The 17,713-nt window shown below is 62.2% G+C and carries 10 protein-coding genes and 1 pseudogene; 4 read left to right on the forward strand and 7 right to left on the reverse strand.

The genetic code is table 11. The features are described 5' to 3' along the window. Nucleotides 1-34 precede the first annotated feature (34 nt). The 4 genes and pseudogenes from metH to ACO08C_RS03490 form a co-directional block, all read right to left on the reverse strand. Nucleotides 35-3,747: pseudogene (gene metH / locus ACO08C_RS03475) on the reverse strand (methionine synthase). Between the two features lie 3 nt (nt 3,748-3,750). Next, nucleotides 3,751-4,650 carry a methylenetetrahydrofolate reductase [NAD(P)H] gene (gene metF / locus ACO08C_RS03480; RefSeq protein WP_421787593.1) on the reverse strand — a complete coding sequence of 300 codons (900 nt, stop codon included), beginning with the start codon at nt 4,648-4,650 and terminating at the stop codon, nt 3,751-3,753. Next, nucleotides 4,647-5,633: an ArsR/SmtB family transcription factor gene (locus tag ACO08C_RS03485; RefSeq protein ID WP_421787595.1), complete on the reverse strand. Its 987-nt coding sequence runs from the start codon at nt 5,631-5,633 to the stop codon at nt 4,647-4,649. The genes metF and ACO08C_RS03485 overlap by 4 nt, the downstream gene beginning before the upstream one ends. Nucleotides 5,634-5,718: 85 nt before the next feature. Next, nucleotides 5,719-6,213 (reverse strand): MarR family winged helix-turn-helix transcriptional regulator, encoded by a 495-nt coding sequence (locus ACO08C_RS03490; protein ID WP_421787597.1) that lies wholly within the window; start codon nt 6,211-6,213, stop codon nt 5,719-5,721. Nucleotides 6,214-6,274: 61 nt separating this feature from the next. Here ACO08C_RS03490 and ACO08C_RS03495 point away from each other — a divergent pair, with 61 nt between their 5' ends. Then, nucleotides 6,275-7,606, forward strand: a complete 1,332-nt coding sequence (locus tag ACO08C_RS03495) for a S41 family peptidase (protein ID WP_421787599.1) — start codon at nt 6,275-6,277, stop codon at nt 7,604-7,606. Here the strand turns inward: ACO08C_RS03495 and ettA are convergent. Both ettA and ACO08C_RS03505 read right to left on the reverse strand, forming a co-directional pair. After that, the gene (gene ettA / locus ACO08C_RS03500) at nt 7,603-9,270 is read right to left on the reverse strand and encodes an energy-dependent translational throttle protein EttA (protein WP_421787601.1); all 1,668 of its coding nucleotides are present in this window, start codon (nt 9,268-9,270) and stop codon (nt 7,603-7,605) included. The genes ACO08C_RS03495 and ettA overlap by 4 nt on opposite strands. An 88-nt stretch (nt 9,271-9,358) precedes the next feature. Next, the gene (locus ACO08C_RS03505; RefSeq protein ID WP_421787602.1) at nt 9,359-9,904 is read right to left on the reverse strand and encodes a PepSY domain-containing protein; all 546 of its coding nucleotides are present in this window, start codon (nt 9,902-9,904) and stop codon (nt 9,359-9,361) included. A 134-nt stretch (nt 9,905-10,038) separates the two neighbouring features. On the opposite strand from ACO08C_RS03505, the gene ACO08C_RS03510 reads away from it, so the two are divergent. The 3 genes from ACO08C_RS03510 to ACO08C_RS03520 all read left to right on the forward strand — a co-directional run bounded on the left by ACO08C_RS03510 (nt 10,039) and on the right by ACO08C_RS03520 (nt 16,879). Beyond that, nucleotides 10,039-13,314, forward strand: a complete 3,276-nt coding sequence (locus ACO08C_RS03510) for a VPS10 domain-containing protein (RefSeq protein WP_421787604.1) — start codon at nt 10,039-10,041, stop codon at nt 13,312-13,314. Between the two features lie 96 nt (nt 13,315-13,410). Further along, nucleotides 13,411-15,621, forward strand: coding sequence for a S9 family peptidase (locus tag ACO08C_RS03515; RefSeq protein WP_421787606.1), 2,211 nt, complete (start codon nt 13,411-13,413; stop codon nt 15,619-15,621). 52 nt (nt 15,622-15,673) lie between these two features. After that, complete coding sequence (locus tag ACO08C_RS03520; protein ID WP_421787608.1) at nt 15,674-16,879, forward strand: serine hydrolase domain-containing protein; 1,206 nt, start codon at nt 15,674-15,676, stop codon at nt 16,877-16,879. 97 nt (nt 16,880-16,976) lie between these two features. On the opposite strand, the gene ACO08C_RS03525 is transcribed toward ACO08C_RS03520, so the two are convergent. Next, entirely contained in the window at nt 16,977-17,705 is a 729-nt protein-coding gene (locus ACO08C_RS03525; protein ID WP_421787611.1) for a M48 family metallopeptidase, read from the reverse strand. Nucleotides 17,706-17,713: the final 8 nt, after the last annotated feature.

Here is a 17,713-nt window from a genome sequence, read left to right on the forward strand (position 1 = left end):
TCGGAAGAATAATGACGAAATTCAGGCAGAAGGTTCAGGCCGCATCCTGGCTGGCCGAACGGCCCGGCTCATAGCCGAGGATCGGCGCCAACGCCTTCTCCGCTTCCTGCACCGTCCAGCCCTTGCGGCGCGCATAGTCGGCGACCTGATCTTCGCCAATCCGGCCGACGACGAAATACTCGCTGGCCGGATGGCCGAGATAGAGACCGGAAACCGAGGACGCCGGCGTCATGGCCAGCGTTTCGGTCAAGTCGACCCCGATGCGCTCTGGGGCTTCCAAGAGATCGAACAGAGTCAGTTTTTCGGTGTGGTCGGGCTGGGACGGATAACCCGGCGCGGGGCGGATGCCCTGATAGGCTTCGCGGATCAGCTCGTGATTGTCGAACGCTTCGTCCGGCGCATAGCCCCAAATGTCCTTTCGCACCCTCTCGTGAAGATATTCGGCGAAGGCTTCGGCAATGCGGTCGGCAAGCGCGGCGAACATGATCGCCGAGTAATCGTCCTGTTCGGCCTTGAACGCCTCGATCCGGTCGCCGGTCGAGCCCGCCGTGACGCAGAAACCGCCCACATAATCGCGGCCCTCCGTCTGGAGGAAGTCGCCGATGGAAAGGTGTGGCCGGTCGTTGGACTTTGCCGATTGCTGGCGCAGGCCAAAGAAGGTGGCGCGCGCGTCGGTGCGGCGATCATCGGTCCAGACAGTGATGTCATCGCCTGAGCGGTTGGCCGGCCAAAGGCCGGCAATGCCGCGCGGGTTCAGCCAGTTTTCCGCCACAATGCGTTCAAGCATCGCCTTCCCGTCGGCGAGCAAGGAACGCGCTGCTTCGCCCCGGCGCGGATCGCCGAGAATTTTCGGATAAGCGCCCTTGATGTCCCAGCTGATGAAGAAGGGCGTCCAGTCGATATAGGGGACGAGATCGGCGACTGTTACGTCGTCGATCACGGTCAGTCCCGGCTTGCGCGGCGACGGAATGTCGGCGGCCGGTAAATCCGGCGCGTTCTGCCGGGCGTCCGACAGTGTGAGCCGCTCACGGGCGGATTCCGTCCGCGCCCGCACTTCGCGGATTTTGGCGAGCGCAGCCTTGTTGTCGGCGCTGAACGCGTCGCGATCGGCCGACAGGAGTTTCGAGACGACGCCGACGGCGCGGCTGGCATCGGCGACATGAATCACGGGGCCGGCGCTGTAGGCGGGTTCGATGCGCAGAGCGGTGTGGGCCGGGCTGGTGGTGGCCCCGCCAATCAGCAATGGCAGGTCGAAATCGAGACGTTCCATCTCGCGCGCTACCTCGACCATTTCGTCCAGCGAGGGCGTAATCAGGCCGGACAGGCCAACAATATCAGCGCCCTCGCGCTTGGCCGCGTCGAGAATGTCCGAGCCCGGAACCATGACGCCGAGATCGACGATCTCATAGCCATTGCACTGCAGGACCACGCCGACAATGTTCTTGCCGATGTCGTGGACATCGCCCTTGACGGTTGCCAGCACGATTTTGCCGTTCGACTTGCCCTCCATCCCGGAGCGGCGCTTTTCCTCTTCCAGGTGAGGCAGCAGCCAGGCGACGGCCTTTTTCATGACACGGGCCGATTTCACGACCTGCGGCAGGAACATCTTGCCCGCGCCGAAGAGGTCGCCGACGACATTCATGCCGTCCATCAGCGGCCCCTCGATCACGTCCAGCGGTTTGTCGAAAGCCTGACGGGCTTCCTCCGTGTCTTCATCGATATGATCGGTGATGCCGTGAACGAGCGCATGCTCCAATCGTTTTTCAACCGGCCAGCTGCGCCATTCCGCGGCGGCCTTTTCGACCGTTTTGTCCGTTCCGCGATAGCGTTCGGCAATTTCCAGAAGGCGGTCGGCGGCGCCCGGCTTGCGATTTAGGATGACGTCCTCGACGGCGTCGCGCAGGTCTGGCTCGATCTCGTCATAAATGTCGAGCTGACCGGCATTGACGATCGCCATGTCGAGCCCGGCCCGGATGGCGTGGTAGAGGAAGACCGAGTGCATGGCGCGGCGCACCGGCTCATTTCCCCGAAAGGAGAAGGACAGGTTCGAGACCCCGCCCGACACATGCGCGTGCGGCAGTTCTGCGCGGATGCGGCGCGTCGCCTCGATGAAGGCAACGCCGTAATCATCGTGCTCGGCAATCCCCGTCGCGACCGCGAATATGTTCGGATCAAAAATGATGTCGGCAGGGGGGATGCCGGCTTTCTGTGTCAGCAGATCGTAGGCCCGGCGGCAGATCTCGAACTTGCGGTCGGCGGTTTCCGCCTGGCCGTCCTCGTCGAAGGCCATGACCACCACGGCCGCGCCATAGCGCTTGATCTGGCGCGCCTGGTCGAGGAAGGGTTCTTCGCCTTCCTTCAGGCTGATCGAGTTGACGATGGCCTTGCCCTGGACGTTTTTCAGCCCTTCCTCGATTACCTCCCATTTCGAGGAATCGATCATGATGGGTACGAGGGCAATGTCTGGCTCGCCCGCGATGAGGCGCAGGAATGTACGCATGGCGGCCTGCGAATCGAGCAGGCCTTCATCCATGTTAATGTCGATGATCTGGGCACCGTTCTCGACCTGCTGGCGCGCCACAGAAAGCGCCTCGGCGTAATCGCCTTCGGTGATCAGCTTGCGGAAGCGGGCCGAGCCAGTGACGTTCGTGCGTTCGCCGACATTGATGAAGGACTGGGCGGCGGTCATGAGGCCAGCTCGAACGGTTCGAGGCCTGACAGGCGCATGGCCGGCTTGCGGTCCGGAATGGAACGCGCGGCCTGCCCGTACACGGCCGCTGCGATTGCGCGGGTATGGTCCGGCGTTGTGCCGCAACAGCCCCCGACAATATTGACGAGACCGGATTCCGCCCATTCCTGAAGATGCTCGGCCGTCACGTCGGGTGGCTCGTCATAGCCCCCGAGATCGTTCGGCAAGCCGGCATTCGGGTAGACATGGACCGGCGTGTCGGCGATCCGCGAGAGGACGGAAATATAGGGCCGCAGCTGTTCAACGCCCAGCGAGCAGTTAATGCCGACACTCACCGGATCGGCATGGCGGATGGACGCAAAGAAGGCCTCAACGGTCTGGCCGGACAGGTTGCGGCCGGAACGGTCGACCACGGTCATGGACAGCGCCATGGGCACGCGCTCGCCAAGCTCGGCTTCGAGATCGCGAACGGCGGCGATCGCGGCCTTCGCATTGAGCGTGTCAAACACGGTTTCGATCAGCAAATAATCCGCGCCGCCATCGATCAAGCCCCGCGCGGCCTCGGCATAGACGCCGGCCACGGCATCGAAATCGGTGGCCCGGAATTCCGGCTTGTTGACGTCCGGCGAGATCGACAAGGTCGCATTGGTCGGACCGATCGCGCCGGCGACCCAGCGCGGCTTGTCGGCGGTCGCAAACTCGTCCGCCACCTCGCGCGCGATTGCGGCAGCCGCCTTGTTGATCGCATAGCTCTCGCCCGCCAGATCGTATTCGCCTTGGCTGATCGCATTGGCGTTGAAGGAGTTGGTCGAGATGATCTCGGCGCCGGCTTCGGCATAGTCGCGGTGAATATCTGCAATGATGTCGGGCCGCGTCAGGTTGAGAATGTCGTTATTGCCCTTGAGGTCGCGGTTATGACCGGCGTAGCGGTCCCCGCGGAAGTCGGCCTCGGTGAGGTTGCGCTTCTGGATTTCGGTGCCCTTCGGCCCATCCAGAACAATGATGCGCTGGCGGGCGGCGGTTTCAAGCGCCTCAATCCTCGTACATCGATCCGGCATGGTTCAGGCCGCCTCCGCCGTCGCCTGTACGCCCAACAGGCGGACCAGGCAAATGGCCAGATTGGCGCGGTTCAGCGTGTAGAAGTGGAAATGTTCCGCTCCGCCCTTTTCCAGCTTCCGCGCGAGTTTGGCGACGATGTTGGCGGTGACGAGATCGCGCGTATCGGGATCGTCTTCCAGACCCTCATAGAGCGGCGGCAGGCTGTCCGGCACGCTGGCGCCGCACAGGCCCGCCATGCGCTGCAGACCGGCAAAGTTCGATTGCAGCATCAAGCCGGGAATGATCGGGATGGATACGCCTGCGGCCACGGCGCGATCGCGGAACCGGAAAAAGACTTCGGGATCGAAGAAGAATTGCGTCACGGCGCGGGTGGCCCCGGCGTCGATCTTCTTCTTGAGCACGTCGAGATCGTGATCGAAGGAGGCGCTGTCGGGGTGTTTTTCCGGATAACAGCCAACCGACACTTCCGAGATGCCGCCATCACGCACGGTGCGGACCAATTCCGAGGTGCAGTCGAAACCGCCGGGATGGGTTGTGTAAGCCTCGCCGATTCCATCCGGCGAGTCGCCGCGCAGGGCGACGATGTGGTCGATGCCCGAAGCCTTGTAGTCCCGGATGATGCCGCGGGTTTCTTCGCGCGTCGCCCCCACACAGGTCAGATGAGCCGCCGCCGTCAGCCGGGTTTCCGACAGGATGCGCTTGACGGTGTTGCGCGTGCGCTCGCGCGTCGAGCCGCCGGCGCCATAGGTGACAGACACGAAATCCGGGCGGTAGGGTTCGAGACGTTCCACCGTCTCCCACAGGCGCGCTTCCATGGCGTCGGTCTTGGGCGGAAAGAATTCAAACGAAACCGTTGGCGCCTTGGTGCGGCCAAAAGCGAAAGGGGTGGGCTGATGGGTCATACCGACGATGCCTTTATGCGGACAGGGCTGCGCGATATACGGGGCGAGACCCGCCGTGCAGCCCAAATTTTCACAGTGAGGTGAGTTTCGGGTTTCTCCGGGTGCAGTGACGCACGCCGGCGCAGTTCGAGTCCGGCGCTTTCCACCCAGTCGGTGATTTCCTCGTCCGAAAAGCCGAGGCGGCGGTGCGCATGCTCGGTCTTGAGGAATTCAAGCTGATGCGGCGCGAAGTCGGCGATCAGGAGCACACCGCCCGGTTTGAGAACGCGCGCGCACTCGGCAATCGCGATCGCCGGATCGTCGAGATAGTGCAGCACCTGGTGGACGGTGACGAGATCGGCAACATGATCGTCGAACGGAAGCGCGGAGACATCTGCCTTGCGTACCGACGCCTCGGTCAGGCCGGCGCGTTCGAGGTTGAGGCGCGCCACGTTGAGCATGGCGTGATTGACATCGACGCCGATCCCCTCGCCGACGCGGTCGGCGAAAACTTCGAGAATACGCCCGGTACCGACCCCCACATCGATCATCAGGTCAAACGGGCCGCTGCCGGCGGCATCGCGCATGGCGGCCTCGACCTCGTCCTCTGACAAGTGCAATGCGCGGATCCTGTCCCAGTCCTCGGCGGCGCGTTTAAAGTAGGCTTCAGCCGCCGCCGCGCGGGCCGCTTTGACGGCGTCCAGCCGGTCGAGATCCCGTTTGAGCACCGGATCGTCCGGCGGGGCGAGTTCGCCGATGACGCCGGCCAGCCGGTGACCCGGACCGCCGGCCACCAGGCGGTAGAACACATAGGCGCCCTCGGGCAGGCGTTCGACCAGATGCGCATCGGTCAGCAGTTTCAGATGGCGGCTAACCCGCGGCTGGCTCTGCCCCAGCACCTGCACCAGCTCCGACACGGTGAGTTCGCCGCGCGCCAACAGGCTGGCGATCCGCAATCGTGTGGGCTCGGCCAAGGCCTTCAATTGTACGACGAGATCGTCCATTCGTCCCTCAGCCCCTCAAACATATAAAGATATGTTTATATCATTCTGCAGATGATTCAATGCACAGGGCGGGTTAAATGTCTGCTTATTCGGTGCCGGCGCATTTCTTGAGGCGCTCATCGAGCGGAGATCGCGCCAGCGCCGCCTCCATGCCGACCAAGCCCGCATGCACGTCGATGCCAATCTCGTCGAAGATTTCGAGATAGACCTGTCTAGCCAGCTCCATAAAGGCCGCCGTTTCCTCGGCTGCTTTCCGCCCGGCCGCCGTCAGGCTCAAAGGACGTCGGCGCGCATCGGATGGATCCTCACCGCGGTCGATAAAGCCTTCCGATTCGAGCATGCGCGCATTCTTGATGACGGCCGCATGGGTCACGCCCAGCTCGGCCGCCAGCTCGGTCACGGTTGCAGGTCCTTGCCGCAGGCAAAGCAGGGTCGACATGCCGCGCACCGGCGTGCGGATGCCTTCCGCCTTGGTGTAGCGGGCGCCTTGCTCGACGATCAGCTCGGTGAGCCGGGAGGCCCGCAGGCCGAAAAAGGCCGGCGCGTAGGATGCGATTGTCGATGTCGAAGAGGAGGTCATTGATCGGCTCGCTGAGTTATGTTACCCGTTACGTTACTGGTAACATAAAAAGGCTAACATAATGATACGGTCGATTTCCAGCCTCGTGCTGATAGCGAGTGCCTTCCTTTTCAGTTCCGCCTGCGCACAGGACGCGCGCGATGACAATGCGATCGCCGCCGAGGCGCTCTCCGCCGATGTCCGCGAATGGCAAGACTGGTTGTTTGAAACGCACCCGGATCCCGCGTTTTCGATGGATGTCGAGGCGGTCAACGCGCGGTTCGATGCCATTACCGCCGGACTTGCCGGCGATTATACCCGCCGGGAAGCTTGGCAGGCCCTGGCGGTGCTGAACCCGCTGTTTCGCGACGGTCATGTCGCCATCCGTCTGCCGCGCGACGCATACGACGCTTATCTGGAGCGTGGCGGTGCGGCATTTACCCTGCCCGTCACCTATCGCGACGGCCGCCTGTTTGTCGGCGACACGATCACGCCGGACAGCGCGTTTGCGGCGGGCGACGAACTCACCTCCGTCAATGGTCGCGATGCGTCAGAGTTGGCCGCCGGGATTTTCGCCCGGACGCATGGCGACAGTGACGGGCTGCGCCGCTATCTGCTGGAAACGCGGTTCTCGTCCTATCTGTGGGCGGTGACCGGCGGGGCGGAAGAATGGCGCGTGACCGTTGCCAGTGGCCCGGGCCAAACCGATGAGATCATTCTGGATGCCGAACGGGATATCGGCCGGGCCGATCACGACAACTGGTCGCTCGACGCCAGCGACAGCGTCGCGGTTTTGACGGTCAACACGTTCGATCCGCACCTGGAAGACGCGTTTGCGGCCTTCCTGGAGACGGCTTTCGCAGATATCGCCGCAGCCGGCTCGAATGCGCTGATCATTGATCTAAGCCGCAATGGCGGCGGCGCGCACATGCTCTCCGACCGGCTCTTTGCTTACATCACCACACAGCGTCACACGCCGCTGTCCGCGGTCACGGCCCGCATCACGCCGGAAAACCAGGCGCGCATTCCGGGCGCGGAGATCGGCGAGGTCGTCTCGATGCCATTCGCACAATGGGTCGAGCCGCCGGCCGAGCTGGAAAACCGGTTTGAGGGCGAGGTGGCGATCCTCGTTGGACCCGGCACCTATTCACAGGCGATCGTGATGGCGGCAACAGCCCAGGATTTCGGCATCGCACCGGTGGCGGGACCCGGCACGGAAGGCCGGGCAAATTCGACCGGCCAGGTGCAAATCCACACGCTCACGCATACACAGCTGGAGGTCGGCGCGCCGATCTACATTTTCACGCGGGCGTCGGGCGATACTTCCGCGAACCCCGTGATTCCGGACATCCCCTTGTTCGGCTCACGGGATGAGCAGATCGCCGCGCTGACCGCGCGGATGACAAGCGATTAACGGCTGAATTTCTTGAACTTGACCCGCTTCGGCGTGACGGCGTCCTCGCCGAGGCGGCGCTTCTTGTCTTCGATATAGTCCTCGAAATTGCCTTCGAACCACTCGACATGGCTGTCGCCCTCGAAGGCGAGGATGTGGGTGGCCAGACGGTCGAGGAAGAAGCGGTCGTGCGAGATCACGACGGCGCAGCCCGGATAGTTCTCCAGCGCCTGTTCGAGCGCGGCCAGCGTCTCGACGTCGAGATCGTTGGTCGGTTCGTCGAGCAGGAGGAGATTGCCGCCGGTCTGCAACGTCTTGGCGAGATGGACGCGATTGCGCTCACCGCCTGACAGGAGGCCGACCTTCTTCTGCTGGTCGCCACCCTTGAAGTTGAACGCTCCGACATAGGCCCGGCTCGGCACTTCCTTGCCGCCGAGATTGATCATGTCATGGCCGCCCGAGATTTCTTCCCAGACGGTCTTTTTCGGGTCCAGCGCGTCGCGCGACTGGTCGACATAGGAGAGCTTCACCGTTTCGCCGAGGCGAATGGATCCGCCATCCGGCTGTTCCTGGCCGGTGATCATCTTGAACAAGGTGGATTTGCCGGCGCCGTTCGGGCCGATCACGCCGACCACGCCGCCCGGCGGCAATTTGAAGGACAGGCCGTCGATCAGCAGCTTGTCCTCGAAGCCCTTGTTGAGGTTTTCCGCTTCGACCACGACACCGCCGAGGCGCGGGCCGGGCGGAATGTTGATCTGCGCGGTATTGATGTCGCGGCGCTCGGCCTGGTCGCGCAACTCCTCATAGGATTTGATCCGTGCTTTTGACTTGGCCTGACGGGCCTTGGGCGAAGATCGGATCCATTCCAGCTCGCGGGCGAGCGCCTTTTCCTTGTGCGATTGCTCGCGCTTTTCCTGGGCCAAGCGCTTCTGCTTCTGCTCCAACCAGGAGGAGTAATTGCCTTCATAAGGCACGCCGCGGCCGCGATCGAGTTCGAGCGTCCAGGTGGTGATCGAGTCGAGGAAGTAGCGGTCGTGGGTGACGACCAGAATGGCGCCCGGGAAATTCTCGAGATGGTGCTGCAGCCAGTCGACGGATTCGGCGTCGAGATGGTTGGTCGGCTCGTCGAGCAGCAGCATGTGCGGCTCGGACAGGAGCAGGCGGCACAGCGCGACACGGCGGATTTCACCGCCCGACAGCTTGGTCACATCCCAATCGGCCGGCGGGCAGCGCAGCGCCTCCATTGCCATTTCGATCTTGGAATCGATGTCCCAGGCGTCGGCGGCGTCGATCTTCTCCTGCAGCTCGGTCATCTCGGCCATCAGCTCGTCGGAATAATCCTCGGCGAGCTTCATCGAGACGGCGTTGAAATCGTCGACCAGCTTTTTGTGCGCGGAGCCCTCGATGACATTCTCCCAGACCGTCTTGCCGGGATCGAGCTGCGGTTCCTGCGGCAGATAGCCGACCCGCACGCCCTTCTCGGCCCAAGCCTCGCCAGTGAACTCGGTGTCCATGCCGGCCATGATTTTCAGCAGAGTCGACTTACCGGCGCCATTGACGCCGACGACGCCGATCTTGGCGTCGGGCAGGAAGTGCAGGGAAATGTTCTCGAAAACCGGCTTGGACGCGCCCGGATAGGTCTTCGACAGGCGGTCCATGTGGTAGACATATTGATAGGCGGCCATGGGGCGCGTTCTTCCTCTCAAATCGGGGGTGTCACGAATTGGCCCCGCCTATAGCGGAGTGCGCTAATGGGGGCAATCGGAAGAGTGCTTACTCGGCGGCGGCCAGTTTCTTCGCCCGCTTCTTGTTGCGTTTCCAACGCTTCCAATAAGGCTCGAAGAACAGCCATATCCCGGTCAGCCAGAGAATGAGCAGGATCACGCCGACAGGCAGGAAAATGAAGGTTTTCACCCAATCGGCGAAAAAAGAGCCGTCATGGATCTGCTCGAACAGGTCCGAGCGGCGATATTCCAGTGAAAGGACTTCCAGCGAAACAAGATCGATCTGCGCTTCCCAGCGATTGGGGGCAATAAATTTGGCGATTCCGCGGTCGGAGCGGATGTCGATGCGGTCGAACTCCTCCCACCCGGCAATCTCGAGTTCGGGGATGGCGGCGGCGGCCTCATAGAGGTCGCTCAGCGTCGTCTCCGGCGGTCCGGAAATCTCGATGGCACTGCGCTGGGTCGGCGGCTGAATCCAGCCGATGTCCTTTTTCAGCATCAAAAACAGGCCGGCGATGATCATGATGCCGAGCGGCAGCATCAGGATGGGCGAGCCCCAGTGGTGGATATCGCGGATGAGTTTGCTGATCTTCATGGGCGGCATCGTCGCCAGCGCGGCTTTTGGGTCAAGCTTTCAAACACCTAATCTTTTGGTCATGGACAGATGACCGGCTTTTCTTTCGAATATGGCCTGCTAGGGTTCCGCAAAATTATTCTGGGGAGGTACAGATGCGAGGCATAATTTGTGCTGTCGTGATGGCGGCTCTGCCGCAAGCTGCATGCGCACAATCGGACGCCGAAGGCACTGAAGACGATGCCATGTCCGAGGCGACATTCACCGGGATGGAATTTCGGAGCATCGGCCCGGCTTTCATGTCCGGCCGCATCAGCGACATCGAAATCCTCCCCGACGATCCCTCGACCTGGATTGTCGGCGTCGGTTCGGGCGGCGTCTGGCGCACCGATAATGCCGGCACGACCTGGACCCCGATTTTCGACGATCAGGATGTGTATTCGATCGGCACCGTGACCGTCGATCCCTCCAACCCGCATACAATCTGGGTCGGGACGGGTGAAAACCATGGCGGCCGGCATGTCAGTTACGGCGACGGGATCCACCGGTCCCGCGATGGCGGACAGAGCTGGGAACATCTCGGCCTCGGGGAGTCCGAACATATCTCGGAAATCATCGTCCATCCCGATGATCCGGACACGGTCTGGGTCGCGGCTCAAGGTCCGCTATGGTCGTCCGGCGGTGATCGCGGCCTCTATAAAACGACGGATGGCGGCGAAAACTGGGAGCTGGTCCTGTCGGCGGGCGAGTGGACCGGTGTCACCGACATTGTCATGGATCCGCGCAATCCCGACCGTCTCGTGGCGGCCACCTGGCAGCGTCACCGCACGGTTGCGGCCTATATGGGCGGCGGACCGGAATCGGGCATTCACGTTTCCGATGATGGCGGTGAGACGTGGCGAGAAGTGACGAGCGGACTGCCGACCGGCAATCGCGGCAAGATCGGCCTCGCCATTTCGCCGCAAAATCCCGACATCGTCTATGCGGCGATCGAACAAGACCGGCGGACCGGTGGCGTTTATCGCTCGACCAATCGCGGTGAGAGCTGGACGCGGATGTCGGACACGGTGTCAGCGGGTACCGGGCCTCACTATTATCAGGAGCTTTATGCCCATCCGCATCATTTCGACCGGATCATCCTTGTCAGCAATATCACGCAAGTGTCGGACGATGGCGGCGCGACCTTCCGCGACCTGAATAATGATCGCAAGCATATCGACGATCACGCCATCGCCTTTCACCCGACCGACCCGGATTACATCCTCTATGGATCGGACGGCGGCCTTTACGAGTCGTTCGATGACGAACAGACGTGGCGCTTCATCTCCAATATGCCGATCACGCAATTCTACGATATTGCGCTGGACGATGCCGAGCCGTTTTACAACATCTATGGCGGTACGCAGGACAACAATACGCAGATCGGCCCGTCGCGGACCGACAGCCGCCATGGTATTCGCAATTCCGACTGGGAAGTGACGCTGTTCGGCGACGGGCACGAGCCCGACATCGAACCGGGCAATCCCGACATTGCCTATTCCAGCTGGCAGCAAGGCAATCTGATGCGCTTCGACTGGACGACGGGCGAGATCGTCTACGTCCAGCCGCGCGCGCAACCGGGTGAGCCGGCGGAACGTTTCAACTGGGATGCCCCGCTGGTCGTGTCCTCGCACGAGCCGACGCGCCTCTATCATGCCTCGCAACGCGTCTGGCGGTCCGACGACCGCGGCGACACCTGGACTGCCATCTCGGAAGACCTGACGCGCGATGAAGACCGCATGCTGTTGCCGATCATGGGCCGGCAGTGGTCTTGGGACGCTGTCTGGGACGTCTATGCGATGTCGAATTACAACACGGTCAGCGCTCTGGCTGAATCGCCGGTCGATGAAAATGTCATCTATGCCGGAACCGATGACGGCGTGATCCAGATCACCACGGATGGCGGTGAAACCTGGCGCCGCACGGAAGCCGGCAATCTGCCCGGCGTTCCGGACCTGGCCTATGTCAACGATTTCGAGCCCTCACGGTTCGAGGCCGGCACGGTCTACATCGCGCTGGACCATCACAAGTATGGCGATTTCGCCCCCTATCTCTTGCGGTCGGACAATTACGGTCGCACCTGGCGCTCGATCACGGACGGTTTGCCGGAGGACGAGCAGGTCTGGCGGATTGCGCAAGACCATGTGAATCCGGACCTGTTATTCGTGGGGACCGAATTCGGTGTCTACTTCACCATCGATGGCGGCGAGAACTGGATCCAGCTCAGCGCCGGCATTCCGACCATATCCGCGCGTGATCTGCACGTTCATCCGCGTGAAGGCGATCTCGTCGTCGCCACATTCGGCCGGGGCATCTACATCCTCGATGACATCTCGCCGCTGCGCGATGTGACAGAGGAAATGCTGGAGAACGAGCAGCACCTGTTCCCGGTCCGCCGGGCCTGGTGGTATCAGCCGCAGCACGAGCTGGGTTTCGACGCGGCCGGCTGGCAAGGGCATGCCTATTTCATGGCTGACAACCCGCCCTTCGGCGCCGTGTTCACCTATTACCTCAACGAGACCCTGCAAACGTCGGAACAAATCCGCCAGGAAGCCGAACGCGAGCTTGTCGAAGATGGCGATGACACGCCCTTCCCCGGCTTCGATGCCATCGAAGCCGAGCGCCGCGAAGCGCCGCCGCGTATCTGGCTTGTGGTCCGCGATGCCGACGGCCGTGTCGTACGCCGTATTTCGGGGCCGGTCACGCAAGGCTTCCATCGCGTGAACTGGGATCTGTCCTATCCGGGTGCCAGTGCCGTAAGTGGGCCGGAGACACCGGAAACACAGCCGCCGGGCTTCCTGGTCGCACCGGGAACCTACACCGTCACCATGGTGCGGGATGTGCGCGGCGAACGCGAGACCATTGGCGAGCCGCAGGAATTCACCGTCGAACGCATGTATGAGGGTGCACTCGCCGGCAGTTCCGACGACGAAGTGGCCGCGTTCTGGGAACGCCTGGCGACGCTGCAACGCAGTGTCTCGGCGGCCAATTCGGCGATCAATGTGACGCGCTTCCGCCTCGATCGGCTGCAGTCGGCGCTGTACCGGACACGGACGGCACCGGGCGAGCTGGACGATCAGTATGAAACGCTGCGCCAACGCCTGTTCGAGATCGAGGAAGATCTCGGCGGCAACCAGTCGAGCCAGGGCCAGTACGGGTCCGAACCTTCGACCGTAAATTCGCGGCTGGGCTTTGCGCAAACCGGGACGAGCTTCTCGACTTATGGGCCGAACCCGGCGCACCGCGAACAGCTCGCCCATGCCGAAGCGGAGTTCAACGACATCCGCGACCGGCTGGACGATCTGATCGAGAATGATCTGCCGGAATTTGAGGAGGCTCTGGCCGAGGCCGGGGCTCCATGGACGCCGGAAGCGATCCTGCCGCCCATGTAGCGGCTATCTGATCCTGTAACGGGCAGGCCCGCACGGCTTCACGGCTGCGCGGGCCTGTTCTAGTTTTGGCTGGAGCTCATCTGGATTGGGGACGCCATGTCATTGCTGATTGCCGCGCTCGGCGCGCTCGCCGCGCAGGATGCCGAGCCGGCGGAACTGACCCTTGAACGCCTGTTTGCAAGCCCGAGCCTTGACGGGCCGGTGGCCAGTGCGACGCGGTTTTCGCCCGATGGCGGATTGATCACCTTCCTGCAGAGCAAGGAGGAAGATGCCAACGTCCGCGATCTGTGGGCCATCGATGTCGATGGCGGCGAACCCTTTCTGCTGGTCGACAGCCGCGCACTGGTGCCGGAGGAACGCGAACTTTCGGAAGCCGAGATCCAGCTGCGCGAACGGGCGCGGATCACTGGATCAGGCATCGTCACCTATGACTGGGACGCGCAAGGCGATGCCCTGCTCTTCCCGCTGGATGGTGACGTTTTCTACTTCGATCTCGAACGCGGTGAAGCGCGCCGCTTGATGGAAACGGAGGCCGCCGAGACCGACAGCCGGATTTCGCCGACCGGTCGTTATGTCGGCTTTGTCCGGGACCAGAATCTGTTCGTGCACGATCTGGAGATTGGCGAGACACGGGCGATCACGGCGGAAGGCGGGGACACGCTGTCCTACGGCACGGCGGAGTTTGTCGCCCAGGAAGAGATGAGCCGCTCTACGGGTTACTGGTTCTCCGGCGACGATCGCTATGTCGCCTTCGCCGAGGTCGATGAAAGCCCGATCCCGGTCTCTTACCGGGTCGATATCGCCGGTGACGGCGCCACGGTGGTCGAACAGCGTTACCCCTATGCCGGCGAAGCCAATGTCCGCATCCGTCTGTTCGTCGAGGACATCGAAACCGGTGAGCGCGCCGAAGTCGATCTGGGCGACGAGACGGACATCTATCTGGCGCGGGCGAACTGGTCACCGGACGGAAGGCTTTTCATTCAACGCCAGAACCGCGCGCAGACGCGGCTCGACCTCCTGGCCGTCGATCCGGCCACGGGCGACAGCACAATTGTGCTGACGGAAATCGACCCAGCATGGATCAATCTGACCGACGATCTCACCTTCCTTGACGATGGCAGCTTCCTATGGACGTCGGAACGCACCGGCTTCCGCCATATCTATCATTTCGGGCGGGACGGCGCCGATCCGATCGCCATCACATCGGGCGACTGGCAGATCAACGCTATCGAAGGGGTCGATTACGATGCCGGCCTGGTTTATTTCTCAGGCTGGATATCGGATTCCCTGCAGCGCCATCTCTACGCCGTATCCTATGCGCAACCGGGCTCAGAACCGGTGCGGATCACGTCGGGACAAGGCTGGTGGAGCGGCATTTCGGTCGGCACGGGTGCACAGACCTTCCTCGCGAGCTACTCCGATCCGTCAACGCCGCCGCATACGGCGCTCTATGACGCGTCCGGCGAACGGCTGCGCTGGATCGAGGAGAATGCGCTGGATGAGGCGCATCCTTACTTCCCCCATCTGGACGAACACATCGTGCCGGAGCGCGGCACGCTGACCGCCGCGGACGGCAGCGAGCTTCACTATGCGATCTATCTGCCACCGGATTTCGATCGCAGCCGGCGCTATCCGGCGATCGTCAATGTCTATGGCGGCCCGGGCGTCGGGCGGCGCGCCCGTATGACCTGGACCAACATGACGAGCCAGTACATCGCGCAGCAGGGATATGTTTATTTCATGCTGGACAATCGCGGCACGCCGGATCGCGGCCGTGCGTTTGAAACCGCACTGCATCGCGCAATGGGCGGCGTTGAAGTGGAAGATCAGCTGGCCGGTCTTACCTTCCTGCAATCGCTCGACTACGTCGATGCCGGCCGCATCGGTCTCTGGGGCTGGTCCTATGGCGGATACATGACGTTGATGACGACCCTGCAGGCGCCGGGCGCCTTTGCCGCCGGCGTGGCCGGTGCGCCGGTGACGGACTGGGCGCTCTACGATACGCACTATACCGAACGGTATATGGGCACGCCGCAGAACAATCCCGACGGCTATGAAAACTCCGCGGTTTTCGCGCATCTGGATGGCTGGGAGACACCGCTTCTCATCATGCACGGCATGGCCGACGACAATGTCGTGTTCGAGAACACAACGCGTCTGATTCATGAGTTGCAGGCGCGCGATCTGCCCTTCGAATTGATGACCTATCCCGGTCAACGGCATGGCATTCGCGGCGAGATGCGGCAGCGTCACCGCTTGCGCACGATGATGGATTTCTTCGACCGGCACCTGCAACCAGGGGAGTGACGGAGGGCCAGGACCATTCGTTCTGCCGAGTTCCACATGAAAGGAGAGCCCTTTGAAGATTGAAGGTCATGTGGCAGCCGGGTTTGAGTCCGTTCGTTCTGTTTTCGAACAAAACTTCAGGAAGCGCGGAGAGATTGGCGCCGCCGTCGCCGCCTATTGGCGCGGTAAAAAGGTCGTCGATCTCTGGGGAGGATATCGTACGCCGAAACGCGATGCGCCGTGGGAGCAGGACACATTGGTATGTGTGCATTCCACGACGAAAGGGATCGCCGCCATGACACTGGCGCTCGCGCATTCACGTGGCCACTTCGACTATGACGCGCCGGTTGCGGAGTATTGGCCGGAATTTGCGCAGAACGGAAAATCAGACATCACCATTCGCCAATTGCTAGGCCATGAGGCGGGGCTGGTTCTCATCGATGAACCGCTTTCGATCGACCAGCTCGGCGACCTTGACGGACTGGCAACGCTGATTGCCCGTCAAACGCCTGCCTGGCCGCCGGGAACCCGCCATGGCTATCACGCGATGACGATCGGGTTCTACATGCAGGAACTCATGCGCCGCGTGGATCCCGGCAAGCGTTCCATCGGCCAGTTTTTCCGCGAGGAGTTTGCCGGACCGTTGGATCTGGACTTCTATATCGGACTTCCGGAGGGCATTCCCGATGAGCGCCTCGCGAAACTGAAAACGCTGTCTCGCTGGCGGGCCATACTCGCTCTACCGACCACGCCGCCAACAATGATAATCAGAATGCTGCAGCCCAATTCTCTCATGCGGCGCTCGCTTGTGCTCCAGGATCTGGACACAAATGACCGGCGTTGCCTGGATATAGAGCTGCCGGCCGGGAACGGCATCGGCACCGCGCGCGCCATCGCGAGGACCTATTCGGTGTTCGCCGAAGGCGGTAGCGAATTGGGTATCCAACCGGCAACCATGGCTGCCATCACGGCGCCGCCGCATGTCGAAAATCCGATTGATATCGTCTTCGGCGAGCCGGATTATTTCAGCCTCGGTTTTCTTCGCCCTGGCCCTGATCTCGCCTTCGGCTCTTCAGAGCGAGCATTTGGCGCGCCGGGCGCTGGTGGATCGTTTGCCTTTGCCGATCCCGACGCACAGCTCGCTTTCGCTTATGTGATGAACAAGATGAACTTTTTTCTCGCTGACGACCCTCGTGAGAAAGCTCTACGAGATGCTGTTTATGAATGCGTTGCGGGCAAACGCGACGAAATTTCCACTCACGCCTCAAATGACCAGTGAGGCTGGCAACTCAACGTCTCGCCAAGGAAAAACGAGCGGCTATTGCCTGCGCTCAGTGAGGGACCTTCTCGACCGGCATCTGCAGCCAGGGGAGTGATCAGAATGGGACGAACTCGCCGGCAGTTTCATTGAGCCGCCGCCGGCGTGCCTTCCAGTCCGGCATGATTTCTTCAACCACGGCCCAGAAGCGGGCGGAATGGTTGGTCACCACAAGGTGCGCGGCCTCATGGGCGCAGACATAGTCGATCAGGTCCGCGTCCGCGCCAATCAGGCGCCAGTTGAGGCGGATGATCCCTTTGGCGTCGCAGCTTCCCCAGCGCCGTTTTTGATCACGGACGATTGTTTTCGTCACACGGCGGCCCAGAAGGCCGGCAAAGTGGCCGACCCGGTCCGGGAAATCAGCTTCCGCCTCGCGCCGATACCAGCGCTCGATCCCCTTGCGGACGGTCGTTGCGCGCATCTCGCTGCCTAGATGGCGGTCGATCTCGACCCGTAGGAAGCCGCCATCGCTCACAATCTGCGTGCGCGCCCGGGTTGGATGCGGCACCACTTCCAGCGTCAGCGGCCGGCCGAGAAACGGAAACCGCTCGCCGCTTTCGAACCGGCGCGCTTCGGGTCTTGGACGCGCGGCCCAATCGTCGAGCCTGGTGACCACCCAGCCGGCCTTGTCCTCAAGCACGCCGCGGATCTGATGAACGCTAGTGCGTTGCGGCGTGCGAACCTGCAAACCCTCATGATCGATCTGCAGGGCAATCGTCCGGCGGCGCGGGGATCGCACCACGCGATAGGCAATGTCGCGGCCCGCCAGGCGAATCGTCTCGGTCATGTCAATAA

The organism is Hyphobacterium sp. (genome assembly GCF_965229905.1).
Lineage (GTDB): Bacteria > Pseudomonadota > Alphaproteobacteria > Caulobacterales > Maricaulaceae > Hyphobacterium.